At 65.5% G+C, this 24,979-nt stretch carries 19 protein-coding genes and 2 riboswitches; of the genes, 7 read left to right on the top strand and 12 right to left on the bottom strand.

What is annotated here, in order from left to right; all coding sequences use genetic code 11:
• Positions 1-86 precede the first annotated feature (86 nt).
• Positions 87-797 carry a flagellar brake protein gene (locus ACE3TQ_RS18155; protein WP_374583696.1) on the top strand — a complete coding sequence of 237 codons (711 nt, stop codon included), beginning with the start codon at positions 87-89 and terminating at the stop codon, positions 795-797.
• On the opposite strand, the gene ACE3TQ_RS18150 is transcribed toward ACE3TQ_RS18155, so the two are convergent.
• On the bottom strand, positions 772-2,187 hold the full coding sequence (locus ACE3TQ_RS18150) for a sensor histidine kinase (protein ID WP_374583695.1): 1,416 nt from the start codon (positions 2,185-2,187) through the stop codon (positions 772-774). The genes ACE3TQ_RS18155 and ACE3TQ_RS18150 overlap by 26 nt on opposite strands.
• Positions 2,184-2,855, bottom strand: a complete 672-nt coding sequence (locus tag ACE3TQ_RS18145; protein ID WP_374583694.1) for a response regulator — start codon at positions 2,853-2,855, stop codon at positions 2,184-2,186. Before ACE3TQ_RS18145 ends, ACE3TQ_RS18150 begins: the two co-directional genes overlap by 4 nt.
• A 111-nt stretch (positions 2,856-2,966) precedes the next feature.
• Between ACE3TQ_RS18145 and ACE3TQ_RS18140 the strand changes: the two genes are divergently transcribed.
• On the top strand, positions 2,967-3,734 hold the full coding sequence (locus ACE3TQ_RS18140; protein WP_374583693.1) for a MipA/OmpV family protein: 768 nt from the start codon (positions 2,967-2,969) through the stop codon (positions 3,732-3,734).
• 19 nt (positions 3,735-3,753) lie between these two features.
• Here ACE3TQ_RS18140 and ACE3TQ_RS18135 read toward each other — a convergent pair whose 3' ends face one another.
• Genes ACE3TQ_RS18135 through smc form a run of 7 tightly spaced genes read right to left on the bottom strand, consistent with a single transcriptional unit; the run spans position 3,754 to position 14,917 of the window.
• A complete protein-coding gene (locus ACE3TQ_RS18135) occupies positions 3,754-4,575 on the bottom strand; it encodes an aldo/keto reductase (RefSeq protein ID WP_374583692.1) in 822 nt (273 codons plus the stop codon).
• A gap of 2 nt (positions 4,576-4,577) precedes the next feature.
• Positions 4,578-5,273, bottom strand: coding sequence for a hypothetical protein (locus tag ACE3TQ_RS18130; RefSeq protein ID WP_374583691.1), 696 nt, complete (start codon positions 5,271-5,273; stop codon positions 4,578-4,580).
• Positions 5,273-7,258 carry an OPT family oligopeptide transporter gene (locus ACE3TQ_RS18125; RefSeq protein WP_374583690.1) on the bottom strand — a complete coding sequence of 662 codons (1,986 nt, stop codon included), beginning with the start codon at positions 7,256-7,258 and terminating at the stop codon, positions 5,273-5,275. Before ACE3TQ_RS18125 ends, ACE3TQ_RS18130 begins: the two co-directional genes overlap by 1 nt.
• A 54-nt stretch (positions 7,259-7,312) precedes the next feature.
• Positions 7,313-7,849 carry a peptide deformylase gene (gene def / locus ACE3TQ_RS18120; protein ID WP_374583689.1) on the bottom strand — a complete coding sequence of 179 codons (537 nt, stop codon included), beginning with the start codon at positions 7,847-7,849 and terminating at the stop codon, positions 7,313-7,315.
• Positions 7,850-7,851: 2 nt separating this feature from the next.
• Positions 7,852-10,212 carry an NAD-dependent DNA ligase LigA gene (gene ligA / locus ACE3TQ_RS18115; RefSeq protein ID WP_374583688.1) on the bottom strand — a complete coding sequence of 787 codons (2,361 nt, stop codon included), beginning with the start codon at positions 10,210-10,212 and terminating at the stop codon, positions 7,852-7,854.
• Positions 10,213-10,220: 8 nt separating this feature from the next.
• The gene (locus ACE3TQ_RS18110; protein ID WP_374583721.1) at positions 10,221-11,384 is read right to left on the bottom strand and encodes a cell division protein ZipA C-terminal FtsZ-binding domain-containing protein; all 1,164 of its coding nucleotides are present in this window, start codon (positions 11,382-11,384) and stop codon (positions 10,221-10,223) included.
• Positions 11,384-14,917 (bottom strand): chromosome segregation protein SMC, encoded by a 3,534-nt coding sequence (smc, locus tag ACE3TQ_RS18105; protein ID WP_374583687.1) that lies wholly within the window; start codon positions 14,915-14,917, stop codon positions 11,384-11,386. The genes ACE3TQ_RS18110 and smc overlap by 1 nt, the downstream gene beginning before the upstream one ends.
• A gap of 78 nt (positions 14,918-14,995) precedes the next feature.
• Between smc and ACE3TQ_RS18100 the strand changes: the two genes are divergently transcribed.
• The gene (locus tag ACE3TQ_RS18100; protein ID WP_374583686.1) at positions 14,996-15,466 is read left to right on the top strand and encodes a low molecular weight protein-tyrosine-phosphatase; all 471 of its coding nucleotides are present in this window, start codon (positions 14,996-14,998) and stop codon (positions 15,464-15,466) included.
• On the opposite strand, the gene ACE3TQ_RS18095 is transcribed toward ACE3TQ_RS18100, so the two are convergent.
• A complete protein-coding gene (locus ACE3TQ_RS18095; RefSeq protein WP_374583685.1) occupies positions 15,463-18,282 on the bottom strand; it encodes a DUF1631 family protein in 2,820 nt (939 codons plus the stop codon). The two genes, ACE3TQ_RS18100 and ACE3TQ_RS18095, sit on opposite strands and share 4 nt — an antisense overlap.
• 226 nt (positions 18,283-18,508) lie before the next feature.
• On the opposite strand from ACE3TQ_RS18095, the gene ACE3TQ_RS18090 reads away from it, so the two are divergent.
• Positions 18,509-18,676: a hypothetical protein gene (locus ACE3TQ_RS18090; RefSeq protein ID WP_374583684.1), complete on the top strand. Its 168-nt coding sequence runs from the start codon at positions 18,509-18,511 to the stop codon at positions 18,674-18,676.
• Positions 18,677-18,725: 49 nt separating this feature from the next.
• Here ACE3TQ_RS18090 and ACE3TQ_RS18085 read toward each other — a convergent pair whose 3' ends face one another.
• Both ACE3TQ_RS18085 and ACE3TQ_RS18080 read right to left on the bottom strand, forming a co-directional pair.
• A complete protein-coding gene (locus ACE3TQ_RS18085; protein ID WP_374583683.1) occupies positions 18,726-19,277 on the bottom strand; it encodes an ATP-dependent Clp protease proteolytic subunit in 552 nt (183 codons plus the stop codon).
• Between the two features lie 69 nt (positions 19,278-19,346).
• A complete protein-coding gene (locus tag ACE3TQ_RS18080; RefSeq protein ID WP_374583682.1) occupies positions 19,347-20,405 on the bottom strand; it encodes a DUF4351 domain-containing protein in 1,059 nt (352 codons plus the stop codon).
• An 80-nt stretch (positions 20,406-20,485) separates the two neighbouring features.
• Positions 20,486-20,571, top strand: a riboswitch (glycine riboswitch).
• A 5-nt stretch (positions 20,572-20,576) separates the two neighbouring features.
• Positions 20,577-20,681, top strand: a riboswitch (glycine riboswitch).
• A 46-nt stretch (positions 20,682-20,727) separates the two neighbouring features.
• Here ACE3TQ_RS18080 and gcvT point away from each other — a divergent pair.
• The 3 genes from gcvT to gcvP all read left to right on the top strand — a co-directional run.
• Entirely contained in the window at positions 20,728-21,846 is a 1,119-nt protein-coding gene (gcvT, locus tag ACE3TQ_RS18075; RefSeq protein WP_374583681.1) for a glycine cleavage system aminomethyltransferase GcvT, read from the top strand.
• A 38-nt stretch (positions 21,847-21,884) separates the two neighbouring features.
• Entirely contained in the window at positions 21,885-22,265 is a 381-nt protein-coding gene (gene gcvH / locus ACE3TQ_RS18070; protein ID WP_374583680.1) for a glycine cleavage system protein GcvH, read from the top strand.
• A gap of 65 nt (positions 22,266-22,330) precedes the next feature.
• On the top strand, positions 22,331-24,979 hold a 2,649-nt coding region (gcvP, locus tag ACE3TQ_RS18065; protein ID WP_374583679.1), incomplete at its 3' end, for an aminomethyl-transferring glycine dehydrogenase.

Genomic DNA, 24,979 nt, shown 5'->3' with positions numbered 1-24,979 from the left:
CTTCTCCCAAAAAACGAGAACATTAAGCTGTGAACGATCCAATGCCATCCGACTTCCGCAAAGGTCCACCACGTCCGCAAGACGCTGTGGAGCCAATCGCCGCGGGGTCACACCCTCACGATATTGTCGATCCTGATGAGATTGGCGATGCGCTGAGTACGCTCGCCGAAGCGGGCGACGCCATTTCGATTTACCACCGTGACAGTGCCGAGGTGATCCTGGCGCGCTTCCTGTCGGTCGACCCCGAACTGCCGCATTTCGTGATCCAGTTGAATGAAGGCGCCACCCTGCCGCCCGGCGAGTGCACCTTCGTTGCCTGGCTGCGCAACGCCAAGTTCCAGTTCAAGCTGAGCGACCCGCACTGGAATGCGCTGCCGGAACAGCCAACCCTGGTCCCGGCCCAGTTCCCGGAGCGCTGCCAGGTGCTGAACCGCCGCGCCGCGCCGCGCCTGGAAACCCCGCTTGGCACCTACCACACCGCGTCCTTTGTCCTGAACGGCAAGCCATATGAGATGCAGCTGTACGACTTCGCCGTCGGCGGCGTCGGCATGCGCTGCTCGCCGCGCGACGCGGTCGGCCTGCATGTGGGCCGCAAGCTGCAGCGCGTCAGGCTGGAAATGGGACCGGGCTCGGTGCTGATCTGTGACCTGGAAATCCGTTTGTCGCGCCACTTCCGTTCCTTCCTGCTGGGCGAACAGGTGCAGATCGGCTGCAAGTTCAGCAACCTGTCCCAGCCGATGCAGGAAGAACTGCACCGCATCCTGGAGCGCCTCAGCGCCTCGCGCCTGCAACGCTAGGCAGGCGCACCGTCACGCACAGTCCCAAGCTGCCGGCGGCATCGAGTCCGATGCTGCCGCCGTGCTGCTCCACCACCGCCCGCGCAATCGCCAGCCCCAGGCCGCTGCCGCCCTGCGCCTGGCGCGGGTCGCGGAAGAAGCGATCGAACACGCGTTCGCGCAGCTCCGGTGCAATGCCCGGCCCCTGGTCGGAAATGCGCAGCACCGCAGCGCCGTCTTCGCCGCGCACGTCGGCCAGCACCTTGCCGCCTGCGGGGCTGTACTTGATGGCGTTATCGAGCAGGTTGTCCACCAGCGAGACCAGGCTTTCCCGGCGGCCGTCCACCAGCAGGCCGCTATCGCCGCTCATCTCCAGCTCCACCGCGCGCGCGTCGGCGATGCCGGACAACGCCGCCATGCGTTCCTGCACCAGCGCGTCGAAGCAGATGCGTTCCGTCTGCTCACCGCTGGTGGCATCGCTGCGCATCAGGCGCAGCAACTGGCTCACCAGGCGCGTGGCGCGCGCATTGCCGCTCACGATGCCATCCAGCAGCTGCTGCTGGCGCGCCTCGCTGGTTTGCCGCTGCAGCGCTTCCACATTCACGCGCATGGCGGCCAGCGGCGTGCGCAGCTCATGCGCCGCATCGGCGATGAAGGCGCGCTCGCGCTGGGCGCTGTCGCTGACGCGCGCCAGCAGCGCGTTGATGCGCGTGAACATGCCGGCCAGCTCGCGGGGCCGGCCTTCCACCGGCAGCGGGCTCAGGTCGCGCGGGCCGCGCGTAGCCAGTTCCGCCATGGCGTCGCGCCATGGCCCCTGCGCCACGCGGATGCTGAACCAGGCGGGCAGGATCAGGAACGGCAGGCTGATAATCAGGGGCGTCACCAGGACGCCGTGCGAGGCCATGGTCAGGAAGATGTTGACACCGTCCGCCGGCATCACAACCGTGACCAGCAGGCCGGAACGCGGCGCCTGCACGGTACGCGCGCGCCATTGCTTGCCGCCGCTTTCGAACTGGACACCCCCCCCCGGCACCGCCACCGGCAATTGATCCGGCACCAGGCGTGAGCGGTACAGGATGCCGTCCCGGCCTGCGACGACCATGCCCGGACCCGGGAACGCCTTGCCTTCCGCGCCGTCCCCGACGCCTGCGCCGCCAATGCGGCGCAAGGCCTCCTCCATGGCGTGCATGGCCCGCACCAGCTTGTCCGGCTCGGCTTGCAGGCCCTCCGCCACCGCGAAGGCGGCATCGTAAAGTTCCTGCTGCTGCAGGGTGACCTTGTCCTTGCTGGCGTCGTACACCACAAAGGCCATGAGCAGCAGCCACAAAAGACAGAGCACGAACATCTGCGCCAGCATCAGGCGCGCCATCAGGCTGCCCCCGATCTGTTTTCGCCAGGCGATTCCGCTCATCGGCCGCCCTCGCGCTGGTCGATGACATAGCCCACGCCGCGTACCGTGCGCACCAGCCCCTCGCCCAGTTTGCGGCGCAGGTTGGCCATGTGCACGTCCAGCGAATTGCTGGCGTTGGCCTGGGCGCCGGGCAATGCCTGCTCTTCCAGCGCGCGCCGCGGCACCACGCGGTCGGCACGCATCATCAGCATGCGCAGCAGCTCGTACTCGCTGGCCGTCAGGTCGGTGGCGCGCCCGTGCACGGTGACGCGGCGTGTCGGCGCATGCAGCACGATGCCGCGCAGTTCCAGCGTCTCGCCGTCGAAACCGTAGCTGCGCCGGGCCAGCGCGCGCACGCGCGACAGCAGCTCCGCCAGCTCGAATGGCTTGACCAGGTAGTCGTCCGCGCCGGTATCCAGGCCCTGCAGGCGGTCCGCCAGCGCGTCGCGCGCGCTCAGGATCAGGATCGGCACGCCTTCGCGCTCACGGCGCAGCGCAGCCAGCAGGGACATGCCATCGCCATCGGGCAGGCCCAGGTCCAGCAGAAGCAGGTCGAAGCCGCGCTGCCCCACCTGGCGCTGCGCCTCGCCCAGCTGGCGCACCCAGGTCACATCCATGCCCTGGTCGGCCAGCGCAATGCGGATGCCGTTGCCCAGGTCCATATCGTCTTCAATCAGCAGGATCTTCATGGCCGCTATTTAAGCATGCCTACCTGAAGGAATGGTGAAGACGCCCTTTATCCAATCTTCATGCTGCGCTGCGAGACTGCCGGCTCCATCACTTACTTCACAAAAAAAGTCATGAAAACATACGCACTATTCGCCATCCTGGCAGCAGCAGCCAGCGTCCAGGCCCAGGAAAACACCCTCACGCTCGGCGGCGGCCTGGCTGCGGCGCCGCGCTACGCCGGTTCGAAGGAAATGCAGGCGGCCCCTATCATCGCCATTGATTACCAGATGGCGAACGGCTTCTATGCCAGCACCATGCGCGGCCTGGGCTTCGGCACGGCGCTCGGCCCGGTGTCGTTGGACGCCGCGCTTGGCGTGCGCGGCGAACGCAAGGAAAAGAATGAAAGCGGTTTCGCAGGCAACCGGGGCAGCACCGAACTGCGCGGCATGGGCGACATCAAGGCCAGCGCCACCGCCAACCTGCGCGCCGGCTACAGCATCACACCCGGCCTGGTGCTCGGCGCCTCGCTTTCGCTGCCGCTGTCGCAGCGCCAGAACGGCAAGAACGCCGGACTGGTGGTCACAGGCATACTGCACCAGGACGACAGCGACAAGATCGCCATCTCGCTGGGCGCCAGCTTCGCCGACAGAAAATATATGCAGACCTACCATGGCGTCACCGCCCTGCAGGCGCAGCGCGCCAAGCGCAAGCAGTTCACCCCGCAGGCCGGCCTGTACGAGGCGGTACTGAACATCGCCTGGGAACACCGGGTGGACGAGCGCTGGAGCGTGACCGGCATGCTCGGTTCGAGCACCCTGGTGCGCGATGCCGCGCGCAGCCCGCTCACGCTGCGCAGCACGTCGCCGACGGCGGCGTTGTACGCCAGCTACCGCTATTGACCCGTGCGCCGGCCCCGCTTCACAGCATGTCGAGCGGGGTGGCGCGGCGCGGCGGCGCGAAGGAACGGTCCAGCACGGCCAGGTCTTCCTGGTCGAGGCGGAGCGTCATGGCCGCTGCGTTGGCGCGCACGTGCGCCTCGCTGACGGCCTTGGGGATGGGCATCACGCCGTCGCGCCGCAGCAGCCAGGCCAGCGCGATCTGGGCCGGCGTGGCCTGGTGCCGCGCCGCCACCGCCCGCAGCGCCGGCTCGGCCAGCAGGCGCGCCTGCTCCTCCCGGTCCGACTCCAGCGGCGAATAAGCCATCAGCAGGATGCCGCGCTCCTCGCACCATGGCAGCACGTCCCATTCGACGCCGCGCCGGCGCAGGTTGTACAACACCTGGTTGGCCTCGATCGCGTCGCCGCCAAGCAGCGCACTGGCTTCCTTCAGGTCGGCCAGGTCAAAATTGCTGACGCCGTACTCGTGGATCTTGCCCGCCTTCTTCAACGCCGCCAGGCCCTCCAGCGTCTCCGCCAGCGGCACGCTGCCGCGCCAGTGCAGCAGGTACAGGTCGATATGCTCGACCTGCATGCGCTTCAGGCTCCTTTCGCAGGCGGCCACCACGCCTTTGCGCGAGGCATTCTGCGGCAGCACCTTGCTGACCAGGTAGGCTTCGCTGCGGCGCCCGGCAATGGCTTCGCCGACCACCTGCTCGGCCCCGCCGTCGGCATACATTTCCGCCGTGTCGATCACCGTCATGCCCAGGTCCATCCCCAGTTGCAGGGCGCGCACCTCGGCAGCCTTGTCGGCCGCCCGCTCGCCCATATTCCAGGTACCCTGCCCCATCCTCGATAGCGTCATGGTCACACTCCAAAAGCGCGCACGGAAAGCGCGTAAGTGAAAGCAAACAGGAACAACAGGAAGCCCGCCACCAGCGGAGCCGCCAACAGCGCGGACAAGCGGCGCGGCAGCAGCGCCACCAGCGCTTCAAACGCCATCGCCACGGCCAGCAAGGCGAGCAGCGAAGGCCAGTGCCGCAGCGCCGCTTGGAGGCCGTGCTCCAGCGCGTTGCCGCCACTATAGCCCCGCAACACCATGGCCGGCGCCACATAAGTGAATGGCAGGCTGGCCACCGTCATGATGACCTTGAACGCCAGGAAGTGCCGCGCCTCGGGCGCCTTCTGCCGCAGCACATTGCCAAAGAAGAAGCGCAGGCCATCGGCGCGCCCCATCACGCCAAAGTAGCACAGGCCGATGAAGAACGGCAGCAGCGCTGTGCCGCACAGCACCAGCATGGAAGGCAATGGAAGGTGGATGAAGCCGGCCAGGATGCGCAGCGATGGCGTGTCGCCTTGCGCGGCGACACGGAACATGGCCAGCATTTGCGGCGCCAGCAAAGCCGCCACGCAGAATTTGAGGAGGAAGCCGATGCGGGGAACCAGCATCAGCCCTTCTGCAACGATAAAGTAAACCAGCACGCCCGCCAGCAGGGACCAGGGTGCCGCGCCGACCAGGGTGAAAGCCTGGCCGGCGCTGTCGAGGATTTCTCCCAGGCCCATCAGGCCTCGATTGCACGCGCCGAGTTGGCGGACCAGCGATACAGTCCCACGATGACAGCAGCGGCAACTGCAATGGCAACCAGCATGCCGGTCGCTTCCGACATGCTGTTGGCGATGGCCAGCGGCTCGCCCTTATTGGTCAGCACGATCAGGCCGGCCAGCGCCACGTTGAACAGGCTTTCGCCGACGATAAAGCCGGACATCACCAGCACGCCCAGGCGGGACGCAGCCTCGCCATGCTTCTTGCGGCGCATGGCCTTCTCGAAGAAGTAGCCGGCAACGGCGCCCACCACCACCGGCGACGTCACCGACGACGGCAGGTAGATCGCCAGGCCCACGCCCAGCGGCGGCAGGCTGTACTTCTTGTTGCTGAACGTTTTCAGCGCAAAATCGATCGCCACCAGGCCCAGGCCGATCAGGGCGCCGTAGCCCACCAGGTGCCATGGCAGGTCGCCGCCGATCACGCCCTTGGCCAGGGTCGAGATCAGGGTCGCCTGCGGCGCCGCCAGCGGCTGGTCGGAAATCGCATTGGCGTTCGGCGCACCGGCAAAGCCGTTGGCGTGGTTCAGCAGCTCCAGCACCGGCGGCACCACGCAGGAACCAGCGAACACGCCGATAATCAGCGCGATCTGCTGCTTCCATGGGGTGGCGCCAACCAGCTGGCCAGTCTTCAGGTCCTGCAGATTGTCGTTGCCGATCACGGCAACCGCCAGCACCACGGTGGTGACGAACAGGGCGAAGGCGATCAGCGCCTGCGCGGTGTCGGGGCCCATCACTTCACGGCCAACCCAGCCGACCGACGTGGCCGCACCCAGGATGGTCAGGATCGCCAGGCCGGAAACGGGCGAGTTGGAGGAGCCGATCAGGCCCGCCATATAGCCGCACACCGCGGCCGCCAGCATGCCGGCCACCAGGATGTAGCCGATGCCGACCACCACCAGCGGGGTCGAGATGGACGCCAGCGGGCCGCCCGACAGGAACGATGCCAGCAGCCAGCCGGCTGGCACCATGGAGAGGATGGTGACCAGGCCGACATAGAAAATCGGCAGGTCCTTGTCTTCGCGCGGCACGTCGGCGCCGCCTTGCTTGGCGCGGCGCGATGCTTCCATCGCCGACTTCAGGCCGCCGACCACCGGCTTGGCCAGGGTGGCCAGGGTGACGATGGCGGCGACGCCGATGGTGCCCGCGCCCATCATGCGCACGTCGCTGCGCCAGACCGCGATGGCGTGGTCGGCGAACGACACGCCGGCAGCAGCCGGGCTGGCAGCGGTCAGCAGCGGCACCAGCACGCCCCAGGCGATGATCAGGCCGACCAGCATGGCGATGCCGACGGTGATGCCCATCAGGTGGCCGGCGCCGACCAGGGCCAGCGAGCTCGATGCGCCCAGGCCGGTCGCGCCATTGCCGAATTTGACGAAGTGCGCCAGTTCAGCCGCCACCAGCTTGGCCGCGCCCAGGAAGGCGAAAACGGCGGACGCCACCGCGCCCCAGATCACCGCCCACAGGCCGGCTTTACCTTCGCGCGCGCCGGAGCGCGACTGGGTGCCGACTTTCAGCACCTCCGCGGCCGCCACGCCTTCCGGGTATGGCAGGTTCGATTGCGCCACCAGTGCGCGGCGCAGCGGCATGGTGTACATCACGCCCAGCACGCCGCCCACGGCGCAGGCGCCGAAGGTTGGCCAGAACGGGATCTCGGCCCACCAGCCGATCATCAGCAGACCAGGCAGCACGAAGATCACCGACGCCAGCGTGCCGGCGGCGGAAGCGATGGTCTGGACGATATTGTTTTCCTGGATGGTGGCGTCCTTGAAGGCGCTCAGCAAAGCCATGGAGATCACGGCGGCAGGAATCGAGGTGGCGAAGGTGAGGCCGACTTTCAGGCCCAGGTACACCTGCGCGGCAGTGAAAACCAGCGTGATAAGGATGCCGAGGGCGATGCCCCGGACACTGAATTCAAGCGGGTTGTTATGCGACTGGTTGCTCATCTGGAGGGGGGATCCGATTTAATGATAAGGAAACAAACTTGCCGGAATATTACCTCAATCATCGTCGTTCGGGTCAAGCTCCGGGAACATCACCGAGGTAAATCCAAATTTGCTGAAGTCGCGGATGCGCGCCGGATACAGGATGCCGAGCAGGTGGTCCACCTCGTGCTGCACCACGCGTGCATGGAAGCCTTCCGCGTCGCGCACGATGCGCGCGCCGAACTGGTCGTAGCCCTCGTAGTGCAGGCGCGTGTAGCGCGGCACGCTGCCGCGCAGGCCCGGCACCGACAGGCAGCCTTCGAAGGCCTCCTCCATCTGCTCCCCAATCGGCGTCAGCACGGGGTTGATCAGCACCGTTTCCGGCACCTGCGGCGCATCGGGGTAGCGCGGGTTGGACTTGAAGCCGTAAATCACCAGCTGCAGGTTGACCCCAATCTGTGGCGCGGCCAGGCCGGCGCCATTGGCGGCATGCATGGTGTCGAACATGTCGACGATCAGCGCGTGCAGCTCTTTGGTATTGAACTCGCGCACCGGCTCCGCCACGCGCAGCAGGCGCGGGTCGCCCATCTTCAGGATCTCACGCACGGCCATGCTTAGCCTCCCAGCAGCGCGAGCAAGCCCGCTTCATCAAGGATGGTGATGCCCAGCTCCTCGGCTTTGGCCAGCTTGCTGCCCGCCTCCGCCCCCGCCACCACATACGAAGTTTTCTTCGATACCGATCCGGAGACCTTGCCGCCGGCCTGTTCGATCATGGCTTGCGCCTGGTCGCGGCTCATGGTGGGCAAGGTGCCGGTCAGGACGAAGGTCTTGCCGGTCATGGCGCCTTCCGCTTCGGCCGCTTCCGGCAGCTGCGCCAGCAGTTCTTCGCGCAGCTCGTGCAACGCCACCAGGGCCTCGCGGTTGCCCGGCACGCGCATCCACGCGTCGAGCGCTTCGGCCACGGCAGCCGGCAGGCCGAACACATTGAACACCTGCAGATGGGCCAGCGCCAGCAGCGTGGCGCCCGGGCTCACCTGGTCGACCTGCTCGGCCAGCTGGCGCGCGCGCGGTTCGGTCAGTTTCGGGATGCCCAGCGCGGCCAGCAGAGCCACCGGCTCCAGCTTCTCGCGCAGCGCGGCTTTCGGCGCATGCTCGCCTTTCGGCGCCACGCCGGCCGCCAGCAGCGCATCCAGCGCTTCCTGGTTGCGCGCTTCGGAGAAGAAGTCGGCAATCGATTCGGCCACGATGCCGCCGATATCGGGCAGCACGCGCAGCAGCGCCACCGGGGCACGCCGCACCAGGTCCAGGCGGCCCAGCCAGTCGGCCAGGGTCTTGGCGGTCGACTCGCCCACATGGCGGATGCCGAGCGCGAACAGCAGGCGCTCCAGCGGCGGGTTCTTGGCGGCCGCGATGGCTTCCAGCAGGTTCTCGGCCCACTTGGTCGGCACCTTGCCCTGGGCCACGGTGTCCGGCGTCGTGCCGTCGCGCTCGTCGGCCATGCGCTTCATCTTCAGCAGGTCGTCCAACGTCAGGCGGTACAGGTCGGCCACGCCGTGCACCAGGTTGCACTCCACCAGGTTGTCGATGTAGCGGTCGCCCAGGCCTTCGATATCCATCATGCGGCGGCCGCAGAAGTGGCGGATCGCCTCCTTGCGCTGGGCCGAGCAGAACAGGCCGCCCGAACAGCGCGCCACCGCCTCGCCTTCTTCGCGCACCACATGCGAGCCGCACACCGGGCATTGCGCCGGCAGCGCCCACATCAGCGGCTCCGGCGTTGGGCGTTTTTCCAGCACCACCGCCAGCACTTCCGGGATGACGTCGCCGGCACGCCGCACAATCACGGTGTCGCCCACGCGCACGTCCTTGCGCCGCACTTCGTCTTCGTTGTGCAGCGTCGCATTGGTCACGGTCACCCCGCCCACGAATACCGGCACCAGACGCGCCACCGGGGTGATGGCGCCGGTACGGCCGACCTGCACCTCGATGGCCTGCACCGTGGTCAGCGCCTCCTCGGCCGGGAATTTATGAGCCAGCGCGAAGCGCGGCGCGCGCGAGACAAAGCCCAGCGCGCGCTGGTCCGCAAAGCGGTTGGTCTTGTACACCACGCCGTCGATTTCGTACGGCAGCGCCGGACGCGCCTTGCCAATGCGCTCGTAGTAGCCGGTCAGGCCGTCTTTGCCGCGCACCACGTCGCGCTCGGCGCTCACCGGCAGGCCAAGCTGCGCATACCAGTCAAGCAAGGCGCTGTGGGTGGCCGGCAGCTCGGCGCCGGTCAATTCGCCGACGCCGTAGGCGTAGAAACTCAGCTTGCGCTGCGCCGTGATGCGCGAATCATGCTGGCGCAAGGCGCCGGCGGCGGCGTTGCGCGGGTTGACGAATTCTTTCAGCCCCAGCTCGCGCTGGCGCGCATTGAGGGCCTCGAAATCGGCCTTGAACATCAGTACCTCGCCGCGCACTTCCAGCACCGGCGGCGGCGCGTCGGTCTTCAGGCGCAGCGGGATGGCTTTGATGGTGCGGATATTGGCGGTGACGTCCTCGCCGGTGTAGCCGTCGCCGCGCGTGGCGGCCTGCACGAAGACGCCGTTCTCGTAGCGGAGGCTGATGGCCAGGCCGTCGTACTTCACTTCGGTCGAATACTCGACTTCCACCGCATCCAGCCCTTCGCGTACGCGGCGGTCGAAGTTCTCGATATCCTCGTCGTTAAAGCCGTTGTTCAGCGACAGCATCGGTACCGCGTGGGTCACCGTGGCGAATTCGTCCAGCGGCGGCGCGCCGACGCGCAGGGTCGGCGAATCGGGGGCTCGCAGTTCCGGGTGCGCGGCCTCGATGGCTTGCAGCTCCAGGAACAGTTTGTCGTACTCCGCGTCCGGGATGGTGGGCGCGTCCAGCACGTGGTAGGCGTGCAGGTGGCGGTTCAGCTCCGCCGTCAGCCAGGCGGCGCGTTCGGCGGGTGTTGCGTGTTCGGTGTTGCTCATGGCTCTTGTCAGCTGAACAGGCGCAGCGCGCGGGTGGAACCGGCCGGGATGTCGGAAGCCGCCATGTCGTCGTAAAACTCTTTGACCTGGCCGGCGATGCTGGCCAGGGTTTCGTCAGCCAGCGGCTGGTTGGCGTCGTCCACGATGGTGGCGTCCAGGCGCGCCATCAGGTTCTTGGCGCAGGCGATCATGGAGCCGAAACCGTCGCGGGCCGGTGCCACGCACGGCACGTCGAGCAGCAGGGTCAGGCGCGAGGTGGTTTCCTCGGCCAGGGTCACGTTGGTGGACAGGGAGAACAGGTGGCCGCCCTCGCCGTCCGGCATCGCGTAGCGGCCGTCCGGGCGCACGTCGAAGCCCAGCTTTTCCAGGGCGCCCAGCAGGGTCGCGATATTCCACGGCGCGCCGTTGGAGGCCAGGTTGACGCCCAGCTGGGCGTCGTGGTTGGCGACAAAGCGGTGCAGGTTCTTGGCGTCCTGCATGACTTCGATCATGTCCGGGATCTGCGGTTCGGCGCCGATTTCGTCCGCCACGCTGCGCAGGCGCGTCACCAGTTCGGAGTATTCCAGTTCGTTCAATGCGGTGCTGCGGCTGGCCAGCTGTACGCCGCCCTGCAGCTTGGTGTACACCACGCCGTGGCGCACCGGCTCCCAGTCGCCGCTCACGGCCAGGCCGATGAAGTGCACCGGCTTGTTGCCGACGAAGCGCAGCTTCTGCAGCGCCGGCAGCAGCTTCTCGCCGCGCGACGGGGCTTCCAGTTCCAGCGGCAGCAGGCAGTCGATCAGCGGGTCGACCAGGCAGGTGGCCAGTTCTTCCACCGGCACGTCGGCATCGGCGCTGCGCACCGGGGCGCCAGCCACCGCTGCAGCGGCGGTGGCGCCGGCTTCGTCGTCGGGCAGGATGCCGGGCGCCGTGACCGCGCCAACATGGCCGCCCATGTGTTCGGGCACGCCGTAGGCGCCGGAGCCGGCGTCGGGCATCGGCACGTCGTCCATGTGGAAGCTCGGTTCGGCGCGCGCGCCGCCGTCGGTGCGCATCAGCACGTCGTCATGCTGGCCGTCGAAGGCGCGTTCCACGCGCTTTTTCAGCTTGTACTCCTGCCATTTGTTATAGCTAATTACGCCCACGACGAACACACCGCCGGCGGCAAGCAAACTCAGTTGAAAATCAGTAATCATGCGGCTTGAGCCTCAGTAGCAAAGGATGCGGCGGATTCCATGTCCACCGCCACGATGCGCGATACACCTTGTTCCTGCATCGTCACACCGATAAGTTGATTGGCCATCTCCATCGCAATCTTGTTGTGCGAGATGAAGAGGAATTGGGTCTGGTCGGACATGCGCTTGACCATGCGGCAGAAGCGCTCGGTATTGGCGTCGTCCAGTGGCGCGTCCACCTCGTCCAGCAGGCAGAATGGCGCAGGGTTCAGGCGGAACATGGAGAACACCAGCGCCGTTGCGGTCAGGGCCTTTTCGCCGCCGGACAGCAGGTGGATGGTGGCGTTCTTCTTGCCGGGCGGCTGCGCCATGACCTGCACGCCGGAGTCGAGGATTTCCTCGCCGGTCATGATCAGTTTGGCCTGGCCGCCGCCGAACAGGATCGGGAACAGTTCGGAGAAGCTTTGGTTGACGCGGTCGAAAGTATCCTGCAGCAGGTCGCGCGTTTCCTTGTCGATCTTGGTGATCGCGTCCTCCAGCGTCGCAATCGCTTCGTTCAGGTCGCGGTTCTGCGCGTCCAGGAAGTTCTTGCGTTCGGAGGCGGTGGCCAGCTCGTCCAGCGCGGCCAGGTTGACTGCGCCCAGCGCCGCAATGGCGTTGGTCAGGCGCGTCACTTCGCCCTGCAGGTAGGAGGCCTTCATGTCCGGATGCAGTTTTTCGGCCAGCGCCGCTTCGTCAGCTTGCACTTCCGCCAGCTGCTGCGCGAACTGTTCCTGGTTCAGGCGCGCGGCCTGCTCCTTCAGCTGCATTTCCATGATCTTGTCGCGCTGCGGCTGCAGGCTGCGTTCGCCCTGCATGCGCGCGTCTTCAAACTGGCGCAGCTGCTGGGTGACCTGGTCCAGCTCATGGCGCGCGTCGGCCAGCGCGCGTTCCTGCTGCGTGCGGCGGTCCAGCAAGTCCTGCAGGCCTTCGTTGGCGGTGCCAGCTTCCAGGCCCTCCAGTTCGAGCTGGCCGGCGCGCAGGCTTTCCGTCACTTGCGCCACCTGCGCGGTGGCGGTGGCGATATTGCGGCGCAGTTCGTCGATCCGGTTGCGGCCCGATTTCTCTGCGAACTCTGCTTCCTGTGCCTTGCGTTCCAGTTCGCGCAGCGCTTCGCGCGCGTCGGCCAAGCGCTGCTCCTTGAGCATGAAGGCGGTCTGGCCGTCTTCGTGCTCGCCCTGCAGGTTGCCCAGCTCCATGTCGAGCTGCTCGAACTTTTCCTCCGATTCGAGCTTGACCTGCATCTGCTCCTCTTCCTGCGCGGCGATTTCCGCCAGGTCGGTCTCGATCTGGTTGCTGCGCTGGTTGAAGCGCGCTTCGATCTCGGACAACTTGACCACTTCCAGCTGCAGCGTATGCACGCTGGCGGTCAGGCTCTGCACCTTGGCGCGCAGCTCGGTCAGCAGGCGGCCGTGGTTGCCCAGCGCGGCATCGGCGCGTACGGCGCGGCTGCGGGCCTCCTCGGCCAGCATCGACTGCGCGCGCAGCTGCTTGGTGATGTTGTCGATCTCGTGCTGGCGGCCCAGCATGCCGGCTTGCTCATCGTCGGCCGCATAGAAGCGCACTGACGATTGCGTGATGATGTGGCCTTGCTTGGTAACGAAACAGCCGCCAGCAGGCAGCGTGCCGCGCGCCGCAAAGGCGCTGGCGTTGTCGTCGGCCAGGAAGACGTTGTGCAGCCAGTCCTGCAGCACGCCGCGCAGGCCGGGGTCGTTCAGCTTGAGCAGGTCGAGGAAGGGGCGCAGCGCGCTGCCGCCGGCGGCGGGCGCCGCGGAAGGAGCCGCGACGGCCGGTGCGAACAGCGCCAGCTTGGCTGGCGGCGCATCGCTGAAGAAATGCTTGGCCCACTCGATGTTGGACACCTGCAGCGCCGAGGTACGCTCGCGCAGCACAGCCTCCAGCGCGGTTTCCCAGCCCTGCTCGATATCCAGCTTCTGCCACAGGCGCGGCAGCTCGTTCAGTTCATGCTTCTGCAGCCATGGCGTGATCTTGCCCTCGGTCTGCACGCGTTCCTGCAGCTGGCGCAGCGCGTTCAGGCGCGCCTCCAGCTGGTGCGTGGCGGCCGACTCCGACTGCACGGCAGCCTGCGCCGCCTGGCGCTCCTCCTCCAGCTTGGGCTGCTGCTCCAGCGCCTCCTCGAGCAGCATGTTCTGCTCTTCCAGCGACTGCTGCTTTTCCTCCAGCTGCATCTTCAGGTTGGCCAGGTGCGATGAATCGGGCATCGCCAGGCCGCCCTTCTCCTGCTGCAGGCGTTCTTTGCGCGTGGCCAGGCCGGCCAGGATGTTGGAGGCATTACGCTGGTGCGCCGATTCCAGCTCCAGCTGCTGCTGCGCCTGCATGATGCGGGCGCGCGACTCGGTGCTCCTGGTCTGCGCCTCGCGCCACTCCTGCTCCAGCACCGGCAGCAATTCGCCCTTCTGCTCCGCCAACATGCGTGCTTCTTCCACACGCGCCGACAGTTCTTCCAGGTTGATTTCGGCCTCGGCCACCTGGGACGAATAGTCCTCCGCCTGCTGCTGCCACTGGTCGCGCTGCGCGGTCAGGGTCGCCAGCTGCTGCTGCAGGCGCGTGCGCGACTCGATCACGAACTTGATCTGCGCTTCCAGGCTGCCGATCTCGGAATTGGTCTGGTACAGCTGGCCCTGCGCCTGGTGCAGGCGGTCGCCGACGGCGAAGTGCGCCTGGCGCATCTGCTCCAGCGTCAGCTCCACATTGCGCAGCTTGGCGGTCTGCTCTTCCAGGTCGTTCTGCGCCTGTTCCATCTCGCGGAAGTAGCGGGCCTGCTCGTTCTGTGCCTCGGTCTTGCGCAGCAGCCAGAGCAGCTTCTGCTTCTCGTCCTGGTCGGCCTGCAGCTGGTGGAACTTGGTCGCCACCGCCGCCTGGCCTTCCAGCTTCTCCAGGTTGCTATTCAGTTCGCGCAGGATGTCGTCCACCCGCAGCAGGTTCTCGCGCGTATCGTGCAGCCGGTTCTCGGTCTCGCGGCGGCGCTCCTTGTACTTCGACACGCCCGCCGCCTCTTCCAGGAACACGCGCAATTCTTCCGGGCGCGACTCGATGATGCGGGCGATCATGCCCTGGCCGATGATCGCGTAGGCGCGCGGCCCCAGGCCGGTACCGAGGAAGATGTCCTGGATATCGCGCCGACGCACAGGCTGGCCGTTGATGTAGTAGGTCGACGTGCCGTCGCGCGTCAGCGTGCGCTTGACCGCGATCTCGGCGTACTGGCCCCACTGGCCGGACGCCTTGCCCTCGTGGTTGTCGAAGATCAGTTCAACGGAGGCACGTCCCGCCGGCTTGCGGTGGGTCGAGCCATTGAAAATCACGTCCTGCATCGACTCGCCGCGCAGCTCGGAGGCCTTCGATTCACCCAGCACCCAGCGCACAGCATCGATAATATTGGACTTGCCGCAACCGTTTGGACCAACCACGCCGACCAGCTGGCCGGGTACCTGGAAATTGGTAGGATCGACGAACGACTTAAATCCCGACAATTTAATGGAAGATAGACGCACGTTTTATCTGTACTTCGCCCGCTGGGACGTGTTAAAAAAGTGGCTAATAATACCATCTTACCAGCACGCTAAACACCAATGAAGACCCGAACTGCCATCCTTTTTGTGTGTATGGGCAACATTTGCCGCTCCCCGACCGCCGAAGGGGTTTTCCGCGTCCGCGCCGAAGCCGCCGGACTTCAACTGGATATAGATTCGGCCGGCACCCATGCTTATCACGTCGGCAACGCGCCGGACGCCCGCTCGACCCGCCACGCCGCCGCGCGCGGCTATGACCTGAGCAGCCAGCGCGCCCGCCAGTTCGCCGCCGAGGATTTTGAGCGCTTTGACTATGTCCTGGCCATGGACCACGACAACCTGGCCATCCTGCAGCGCGCCTGCCCGCCGCAGCACCGCCACAAGGTCAAACTGTTCATGGAATACGCGACGCGCTCAGGCTCGGACATCGTGCCCGACCCCTACTACGGCGGCGCGAACGGCTTCGATATGGTGCTCGATTATGTGGAGGATGCGGCGGACGGCCTGATCGCCGTCCTGCGCAAGAATTAGGCGGAAGTGCCGTTGGCCGGCAAGTCGTGATGGTCGTCGTTGACCGCCACGGCCCCGCCCATGGCCACCGACAGCGCGGCGGCCACCACGCCTTCGGTGCGGATCAGGCGTACCTTACCCTCGCGGAATTGCTGCGCCATCGCCTCGCCGGAGATCGAGAAGGCCTCCTGCTTGCCCGAGGTGGAGAAGATGTACAGCGTCTTCAAAGGACTGATCCACGCCAGCTTGACCTTGCGCTTGCTGCCGTCGTCCTGGTCGAACTCCAGCCACATGCCGCGCGCCAGGCTATCGACCTCGATGGTGGCGTCGTCATCCTCCTGCGGCTGCGCCTCCGCCTCGGACTCCGCCTTGGCTTGCAGCTGCAGCCGGCGCTCGGCATCCTTCTGCGCCACTTCCATGGCGATTTCCACCTGGCGCTCAGGCGACATCTCGATTGGCGCGCGCACGATCGAGGCATGGCATTCCGCCAGTTCGGCAAAGAACTGCAGGCGGTCCGAGTCCTGCCACTTGATCACGTCCAGCCACTTGTTCAGGGTGGACAGCAGCGAAGGCAGCTTGGCGATCAGCTTCTTGCGGTCGTCCTGGGTGATCTTCGGGCGCACGCTCCAGATCAGGTCATCCATGGTCTGGGTCGCGTTGTTGACGGCGCCCGGCTTTTCGTCCTCCACACTGTAGGCGATGGTCAGCACCGACACCCACTTGTTCTCGAGGAAGGCTTCGACGATCGCCACCACCTCGCCGGTGCCGATGCGCAGCGCCACCGCATCCTTGGCCGACTTGGCGGCCACCGACATCTTTTCCTGCTTCAGGGCCTTGGCGATCGGCTCCGCCATGGCGGCGGCAGCGGCGGCCTCCTCGGCCTTGATCGAGGCTTCCAGCTCATTCACCGCCTCGGTAAAGACGGAAATCTCTTCCTCGTGGTCCTTGCTGACCTTTTCCACGCTGCGCTGCATGGCCTGGTACAGCGGATCGTCCGGGTCCTTGTGCTGCTCCCATCCCATGCGCGACAACAGGTCGATCATGCGGCGCGCTGGATGCGCCTCCTGGAAGAAGAAGTTCTTGTCGACCAGCGCCGCCTTCAGCACCGGAATCTGCAGGAAGCGGATCAGGTCGCGGATCTCGGGCGAAATGCTCTGGTCGCGGAATACGGTATCGAACACCGCCGACAGCAGGTCGATCGTCCCCTCATCGGCGCGCGTCAGGCTGCCGGCCGGGGCCTGCTCCTTAATCTGCGGCAGGATGAAGACGTTGCCCATGGACCCGCCCGCCGCAAAGCCAGGGCCCGACATCGCGCCCGCGCCGGCCGCGATCCCGCCAGCCACAGCCTGGCCCGCGACGGCGCCACCGCCCACAAAGCCGCCGGCCGGCATGGCGCCGCCTTCGGCACTGGCAAAGACGGCCCCTTGCGGCACGCCGCGCTGCAGCTGTGCCAGGAAATTCATCAATGGCTCTTTGGCCGACATCAGGGAGGCGCGCTGTGCAGCCTCATTGTTGGCGCCACCATGGAAGCCCTGGGCCGCGCCCTGGGTCCAGCCGCCTGGCGGCACCGCCACGCCGCCCGGTACGCCCGGCACGGCTACGCCAGACAGCATACCCACGCCAGCGCCAGCCGGCATGGCGCCAGCGCCGGCACCCGCCGGCATGACGCCGCCGGCAACCAGCGGCATGCCGCTCATCACGCCGGCCGCCGGAGGCAGTGCGCTCCCGCCGCCAGCCATCATCGGCATCGCGCCGCCCGCAGCCGGCATTGCCACGGCACCCGGCATCATTGGCACCCCGCCCGGCACCGCCACGCCCGCAGGCATCGCACCCGGCGCCATCATGGGCATGCCGGCGGTGGCAAATCCTGGCGCCGGCGTGACCGGGGTGGACGCACCGAGCGCCGGTGCGGCGCCGGTGCCAAGCGCGCTGGCCGCCGCGGTGTGGGCTGGCGTGCCATACAGGCCGGGCGCCACATTCATGGTCGGCAGCGACAGGTCCAGGTCGCCGAGCTGGTCGAAACCGGTCGGCGATGGCTTGCCGGACGGCGCATCGCCTGCGCCGGCGAAGAACTGGCGCAGCTGTTCGGCCAGCGCCGCCTGCTGGTTCTTTTTGCGGTTCGGCGCTTGCGAAGCGTCATGCGAATCGGCGCGACGCGACTTGTGCTTTTCCACCGAGCCAGGGCCGACACCCTTGCGTTCCAGCGCCAGGTTCAGGTCCTCCAGCATCGGCGCGAAGTTGAAGAACTCGTCCGGCTTGTAAAAGCCCTGCACCAGCTCGTTCGACTCCTCATCCTTCACGAAATCCATCCAGGCCTGCTGGAAGGCGCCGAGGAAGACCTCGGGCCGGAAGGGGTTCTGGTTGATCCGCAGGATGTCGCGGTCGAGCAGGAAGGCCAGCCGCACGTTCAGCGTCGCCAGCGCATCGGAATATTTGACCTCAAAGGCTTTGCTGAAGCCGCCCATGGTGACCTTGGTGTCCATTTCTTCCATGGAAACCAGGGACAGCGGCTCGGCCAGCTTGCGCACCTGGGCCTTCTGGCCCGGCGCCAGCTGGGCGATCTCGTGGCGCAGGTCGCTCTCCAGCTGCTTGGCAAACAGGCCGAGGAAGGCGTAATGGTCGGTGCGCAGCAGGTTGCCCGAGCGCAGGCGCGCCTGCAGGTCTTTCAAGTCACCCGCATCGGTCACATCCACCAGGCGCGCGGCCCAGCTCGTGGACAGTTCGTTGAACTGTTCGCTGATGTGCTTGTTCACCAGGCTGATCAGGTTTTCCAGAAGCGCATGCCGCGGCGTGACCGCTTTTTTAGGCGCCGCAGATGATGGGTTTTCTGGAATCATGATTGAACCTGACTTTGAGGGTTATCCATATTGTCGCAGATTATTGCCACGTGGCAATACACAAAAGCAAAGAAACGCTAAATATTTACGCAAAAGTTGCACACAGTTGCGTTTACACCAACAAAGTGCAAGGCCTAGTCCTACAAGGCCTGCGCTTGTATTCCGATACACCTTTACTATTGCACAAAGCATGATGAAGCTCCCATCCTTTTGAAAGGGAGCTGTCATGAAATCGAAGCAAAAATCCAGCAAGCAGGGTTCGAGTTCCGGCACCCGCCAGTCGGCCGACCAGGGATCGCGCTCGGGCGCACAGCAGGCCAATGAGCAGTCGGATACCGGCCGCCAGGCCAAGACCGACAAGAAAACGCCCGCCAGCCGCAGCGGAAAGCGCTGATTGACTGGCGCCGGCCACGGCCTGGCAGATCCCTGCCAGGCCCTTTGCCTTATATATTGGTGACGCGCTTGCCCTTGGGCGGGCGGAAGTCGGCCACTTCGTTGATCAGGCCCACTTTGGCCGCATCGGTGGCGGTCAGGTGCAGGTCCGAATAGGCGTGGATGTTCCAGTGTTCGTCCGTCAACTGGACATGCTTGCGCAGGATCGCCTCGGTGCGGGCATCGTCCGCCTGCAAGCCTTCCACGATAATGCGCAGCGCGTCGGGCCGGGCGCCATGCGGCGCGCTGGCATGCGATTTGTGCACCATGAAGCGCGCGGTTTCGCTGGCATAGCGCTCACTCCCCGACAGGAACAGGATTACCGCAATCGACGCCACCGCCCCACCGTTATAGGTGATGATCTTGATCGGCAGGTTGCGCAGGTAGTTGTGCAGGCACAGGCCATCGCTGACGTAGCCGCCGTTGGACTGGATCAGGATATGGGCGGTTTCAATGCCGTCTTCCGTCATGTCCGCCACCGCATCAAAGACGCGGTGCACCATGTCGCTGTTCACGTCACCGGACAGGGTAAACCAGGCCGCCTTGTCTTCTTTTTCGCTCATGGTCGCTCCACTTATGGCTATGGATGGAAAGGCCATTCTAGCGCAGGCGCGCTCCTTGCTACGCCCGCATCACTCCTCCGTGACTTCGGCCAGCGTCCCTGCCCCTACGGCCCGGCGCACCCAACGCGACAATTGCTCATGCGACGCTCCTTGCAGCCGCTGCCGCACGACCTCCGGCAGCGGACCGAAACGCAAGGAAAGGAACTCTTCCAGCATCTGGCGCCGCCCCTCAAGCTGACCGTCTCGCAGCCCTGCTTGCCTGCCCTCTTGCCTGCCCTCTTGCCTGCCCTCTTGCCGGCCCTCCTGCAGGCCAGCTTGCCTGCCCTCTTGCCGCCCCTCATGCAAGCCGATTTGCCAACCCTCCTGGCGCCCCTCAAGCAGCCCCTGCTGCCGCCCCTCGCGCACCATACTATGAACATAAGGCATTTTCGTACTCCTTTCCAAGTCTCGCAGGAAGTCTCGATAGCTCGCCTCCTGCTCACTGGGTAGCCGCATCAACCAGTCTAGTACATTGAGAAAATCGAGGATGCGCTGCTGCCCCCACCCCAGGCCATACGCACGGCGTGTCAGGAGCGTCTTCACGACAAGACGCGCCGCCGGATTACGCTTGGTGCGCATGGTCGCAAAATGCGCCTCGGCAAACAGGGCAAAGAAGTTCGCCGCCAGCCCCGGCGCCACAGGAACGAAGTCCAGCAGCTTCACCACATTGAACTCAAAGCGCACCCTTGTCCCCCATACATCCCAGGAAAAGTCGCTCGGCCGCCAGCGCGGGCTGCGGTCAGCCAGCACAGCAATGCTGAACACCGGAGCAGCATACCGGTCGAACAGGCGCCCCCAACAGGTGAACATACGCTCCGCAAACCCGCGCTGCCGCGACAGCTGGATCTCGATATGGATAAACATCTCGCGCCCATCGCGCAACTGCACACGCACCAGCTTGTCCAACCGCCGCAAGCCCGTCTTTGCGTCACGCACCACCTGGCGCAATTCCTGGTCGCGGAATTCCGGCTCCACCGACCAGTCGATTTCTGCAGCCAACCCTGGGCAAAACAGCATAATAAAATCCCAGATATACCGTTCGAGACCGGCCTTCCAAGGGTTGTCATAGTCGTCATTTAGCGTTTCCATGCCCCTTTGACCAGCGTCCCGGCGCCGAGTTCCCACCAGCCCGCAAGATTGACTTTATTGCCCTCCTGTCATATAGTCCCAAGTCTTGATCGGGAGAGACCAGCACAGGCTGGCGCCGAAGGGGCATAACCCAGAAACTCTCAGGCAAAAGGACCGGTCAGGGGCCCGATAGGGCTGAACTCTGGAGAGCGGCCCGCCACAGCGCAGGGCCCACCGAAGGGGCGTGCGGGAATACCTTCCCGCTATCTCTCAGGTACCAAGGACAGAGGGGTAGGCGAAATTACGTTCAGTTAACACCCTACTCTTAAGGCCCGAGGTATCAATGACGCTCAAAGCAACCCCACTCAATAACGCTCATCGTGCCCTCGGCGCCCGTATGGTCGACTTCGGCGGCTGGGACATGCCGGTCAACTACGGCTCCCAGATCGAAGAACACCACGCCGTGCGCACCGACGTCGGCATGTTCGACGTGGCCCACATGTGCGTGGTGGACCTGAAAGGCGCGAACGTGCGCTCCTTCCTGCGCGGCCTGATCGCCAACAACGTCGACAAGCTGCAGGTATCGGGCAAGGCCCTGTACTCCTGCATGCTGACCCCGGAAGGCACCGTCATCGACGACCTGATCGTCTACTTCATCAACGAAGAATGGTTCCGCCTGGTGGTCAACGCCGGCACCGCTGAAAAAGACGTGGCCTGGATGAACCAGCAGAACGCCGCCACCGGCGCCGGCATCACCATCACCCAGCGCCGCGACGGCGAAGGCGCGATGGCCCTGATCGCCGTGCAAGGCCCGAACGCCCGCGCCAAGGTATGGGAAGTGATCCCTGAAGCGAAGGCGCCAACCGCCGAAATGAAACCATTCAACGTAGCGCTGGTGCCAAGCACCGCCTTCGGCGAAGCCATGGTGGCCCGCACCGGCTACACCGGTGAAGACGGTTTCGAAATCGGCGTGCCAGCCGACCAGGCTGAAAAACTGTGGAACGCCCTGAACGCCGCCGGCGTGAAGCCTGCAGGCCTGGGCGCGCGCGACACCCTGCGCCTGGAAGCCGGCATGAACCTGTACGGCCAGGACATGGACGAAACCGTGAACCCCCTGGACGCCGGCCTGGCCTGGACCATCGACCTGGTGGCCGAGCGCGACTTCATCGGCAAAGCGGCCCTGCAAGCCAAAGGCCAGAACGCCCAGTTCGTGGGCCTGATCCTGCGCGAAAAAGGCGGCGTGCTGCGCGCCCACCAGAAAGTCATCGCCGCCAACGGCGAAGCAGGCGAAATCACCTCCGGCACCTTCTCCCCGACCATGCAACAGGCGATCGCGCTGGCGCGCGTGCCGATGGGCGTGCAGGTCGGCGACACCGTGCACGTTGAGATCCGCGACAAGAAGCTGGCTGCCACCGTGGTCAAGCTGCCTTTCGTCCGTAACGGTAAAATCCTGGTTGCTTGACCAGAAACTGAACAACATCACCTAGCCTTGGAGCCAATATGAGCAACATTCCAGCAGACCTGAAGTACACCGAGTCCCACGAGTGGGTACGCGCTGAAGCAGACGGCACCGTGACCGTCGGCATTACCGCCTTCGCGCAAGACGCACTGGGCGACATCGTGTTCGTCGAGCTGCCGAAAGTCGGCCAGACCTACGACGCCGGCGCCGACGCCGCCGTGGTGGAATCGGTCAAAGCCGCATCCGACATCTACGCACCGATCGCCGGTGAAGTGGTGGCCGTGAACGAAGACGTGGCCGGCGCACCAGAGTCGATCAACGCCGACGCCTACGCTGCCTGGCTGTTCAAGATCAAGCCAAGCGATGCCGGCGCCATCAACGGCCTGCTGGACGCAGCAGCCTACGGCAAAGTAGCACAGTAAACACCGCATCATCGGGCCGGCTCCATGCCGGCCCTTTCCACATTCTGGCCAAGAGATTTTTCACCATGACCCGCACCAGCCTGACCCAACTTGAAGCCCGCGATGCCTTCATCGCCCGCCACATCGGCCCGGACGCCAACGAACAGCAGCAAATGCTGGACGTTCTCGGCTACGCCACCCGCGCCGCCCTGATCGATGCCATCGTCCCGCCGGGCATCCGCAACAAGAACGAACTGCCACTGGGCCAGTTCTTCCAGCCGCTGCCGGAGAACGAAGCACTGGCCAAGCTGAAAGGCATCGCTTCCAAGAACAAGGTGCTGAAATCCCTGATCGGCCAGGGCTACTACAACGCCCACACCCCGGGCGTGATCCTGCGTAACATCTTCGAAAACCCAGCCTGGTACACCGCCTACACCCCGTATCAGCCAGAGATTTCCCAGGGCCGCCTGGAAGCGATCCTGAACTTCCAGCAGACCCTGATCGACCTGACCGGCATGGCCATCGCCAACTCGTCCATGCTGGACGAAGGCACCGCCGCGGCCGAAGCCATGACCCTGATCCAGCGCGTCGGCAAGTCCAAGTCGAACACCTTCTACGTCGCCAACGACGTGCTGCCGCAGACCCTGGAAGTGGTGCAGACCCGCGCCGAGCCGCTGGGCATCACCGTCAAGACCTTCGACCCGGCCGAACTGGCTGGCGTGACCGACGCCTTCGGCGTGCTGCTGCAGTACCCAGGCGTGAACGGCGTGGTGCGCGACTACCGCGCCGCCGTTGAAACCGTGAAGGCCACCGGCGCCATGGTGATCGTGGCTGCCGACCTGCTGGCCCTGACCATGCTGACCCCTCCAGGCGAATGGGGTGCCGACGTTGTAGTCGGCAACTCGCAGCGCTTCGGCGTACCGCTGGGCTTCGGCGGCCCGCACGCCGGCTACATGGCCACCCGCGACGAGTACAAGCGCTCCATGCCGGGCCGCCTGGTCGGCGTGACCGTGGACCAGAACGGCAACAAAGCCTACCGCCTGGCCCTGCAGACCCGCGAACAGCACATCCGCCGCGAAAAAGCGACCTCCAACATCTGTACCGCACAGGTACTGCTGGCCGTGATGGCCTCCATGTACGCCGTCTACCACGGCCCGAAAGGCCTGAAGCAGATCGCGGAGCGCACCCACCGCTACACCGGCATCCTGGCTGCCAACCTGAAGTCGCTGGGCTACTCGGTCAACGACACCTTCTTCGACACCCTGACCATCGCCACCGACAAGGCCGACGCGCTGCACGCAGCCGCTGTTGCCGCCGGCATCAATCTGCGCAAGATCGACAGCCGCCACATCGGCGTATCGCTGGACGAAACCTGCGACCGCGACACCCTGGCAGCACTGTGGAATGTATTCAGCGGCGGCAAGGCTGCCCCTGATTTCGACGCTGTCGAAGCAAGCGTGGACCGCAACTTCCCGGAAGCGCTGGTGCGTACCTCCGCCTACCTGGAGCACCCGACCTTCAACCGCTACCACAGCGAAACCGAAATGCTGCGCTACCTGCGTTCCCTGGCCGACAAGGACCTGGCGCTGGACCGCACCATGATCCCGCTGGGTTCCTGCACCATGAAGCTGAACGCCACCAGCGAAATGATCCCGGTGACCTGGCCGGAGTTCTCGACCATCCACCCGTTCGCGCCAGCCGACCAGACCGTGGGCTACCGCGAAATGATCGCCCAGCTGGAAGAGATGCTGTGCGCCGTGACCGGCTACGCCGCCGTCTCGCTGCAGCCTAACGCCGGTTCGCAGGGCGAATACGCCGGCCTGCTGGTGATCAAGAAGTACCACGAATCGCGCGGCGAAGGCCACCGCAACATCTGCCTGATCCCATCCTCGGCACACGGCACCAACCCTGCTTCCGCCGCCATGGTCGGCATGCAGGTGGTGGTCACCGCCTGCGACGACAAGGGCAACGTGGACCTGGCCGACCTGAAAGCCAAAGCCGAACAGCACTCCAAGAACCTGGCCTGCGTGATGGTGACCTACCCATCCACCCACGGCGTGTTCGAAGACGGCATCACCGAACTGTGCGACATCATCCACAAGCACGGCGGCCAGGTGTACGTGGACGGCGCCAACATGAACGCACTGGTTGGCGTAGCCGGCCCAGGCTCGTTCGGCGGCGACGTGTCCCACCTGAACCTGCACAAGACTTTCTGCATCCCGCACGGCGGTGGCGGCCCAGGCGTCGGCCCGATCGGCGTTGGCGCCCACCTGGCTAAGTTCCTGCCGAACCAGCGCTCCAACGGCTACGTACGCAGCGAAGACGGCATCGGCTCGATCTCGGCCGCACCGTTCGGCTCCGCATCGATCCTGCCGATCTCCTGGATGTACATCGCCATGATGGGCGGTGAAGGCCTGACCGCCGCCACCGAGACCGCGATCCTGAACGCCAACTACGTTGCTCGCCGCCTGGCGCCGCACTTCCCAGTGCTGTACTCGGGCCACGACGGCCTGGTGGCGCACGAGTGCATCATCGACCTGCGTCCGCTGACCGATGCCACCGGCATCAGCAACGAAGACGTGGCCAAGCGCCTGATGGACTTCGGCTTCCACGCACCGACCATGAGCTTCCCGGTACCGGGCACGCTGATGATCGAGCCGACCGAATCCGAATCCAAGGCTGAACTGGACCGCTTCATCGACGCCATGATCGCCATCCGCGCCGAAATCGCCAAG

The sequence above is a fragment of the Pseudoduganella sp. genome, assembly GCF_041914865.1.
In the GTDB taxonomy this organism is placed as follows: domain Bacteria; phylum Pseudomonadota; class Gammaproteobacteria; order Burkholderiales; family Burkholderiaceae_D; genus Rugamonas.
Note: the sequence above shows the minus strand (reverse complement) of the source record. Positions and strands in the feature narration are given on the sequence as shown.

Bases quoted from the DNA above. Each gene is read 5' to 3' on its own strand.
- ACE3TQ_RS18140 (WP_374583693.1), top strand. From the start codon at position 2,967: ATGAAAACATACGCACTATTCGCCATCCTGGCAGCAGCAGCCAGCGTC.
- ACE3TQ_RS18130 (WP_374583691.1), bottom strand. From the start codon at position 5,273: ATGGGCCTGGGAGAAATCCTCGACAGCGCCGGCCAGGCTTTCACCCTG.
- ACE3TQ_RS18100 (WP_374583686.1), top strand. From the start codon at position 14,996: ATGAAGACCCGAACTGCCATCCTTTTTGTGTGTATGGGCAACATTTGC.
- ACE3TQ_RS18145 (WP_374583694.1), bottom strand. From the start codon at position 2,855: ATGAAGATCCTGCTGATTGAAGACGATATGGACCTGGGCAACGGCATC.
- ACE3TQ_RS18095 (WP_374583685.1), bottom strand. From the start codon at position 18,282: ATGATTCCAGAAAACCCATCATCTGCGGCGCCTAAAAAAGCGGTCACG.
- ACE3TQ_RS18125 (WP_374583690.1), bottom strand. From the start codon at position 7,258: ATGAGCAACCAGTCGCATAACAACCCGCTTGAATTCAGTGTCCGGGGC.
- ACE3TQ_RS18135 (WP_374583692.1), bottom strand. From the start codon at position 4,575: ATGACGCTATCGAGGATGGGGCAGGGTACCTGGAATATGGGCGAGCGG.
- ACE3TQ_RS18150 (WP_374583695.1), bottom strand. From the start codon at position 2,187: ATGAGCGGAATCGCCTGGCGAAAACAGATCGGGGGCAGCCTGATGGCG.
- ACE3TQ_RS18090 (WP_374583684.1), top strand. From the start codon at position 18,509: ATGAAATCGAAGCAAAAATCCAGCAAGCAGGGTTCGAGTTCCGGCACC.
- def (WP_374583689.1), bottom strand. From the start codon at position 7,849: ATGGCCGTGCGTGAGATCCTGAAGATGGGCGACCCGCGCCTGCTGCGC.
- ligA (WP_374583688.1), bottom strand. From the start codon at position 10,212: ATGAGCAACACCGAACACGCAACACCCGCCGAACGCGCCGCCTGGCTG.
- gcvH (WP_374583680.1), top strand. From the start codon at position 21,885: ATGAGCAACATTCCAGCAGACCTGAAGTACACCGAGTCCCACGAGTGG.
- gcvT (WP_374583681.1), top strand. From the start codon at position 20,728: ATGACGCTCAAAGCAACCCCACTCAATAACGCTCATCGTGCCCTCGGC.
- ACE3TQ_RS18080 (WP_374583682.1), bottom strand. From the start codon at position 20,405: ATGGAAACGCTAAATGACGACTATGACAACCCTTGGAAGGCCGGTCTC.
- ACE3TQ_RS18085 (WP_374583683.1), bottom strand. From the start codon at position 19,277: ATGAGCGAAAAAGAAGACAAGGCGGCCTGGTTTACCCTGTCCGGTGAC.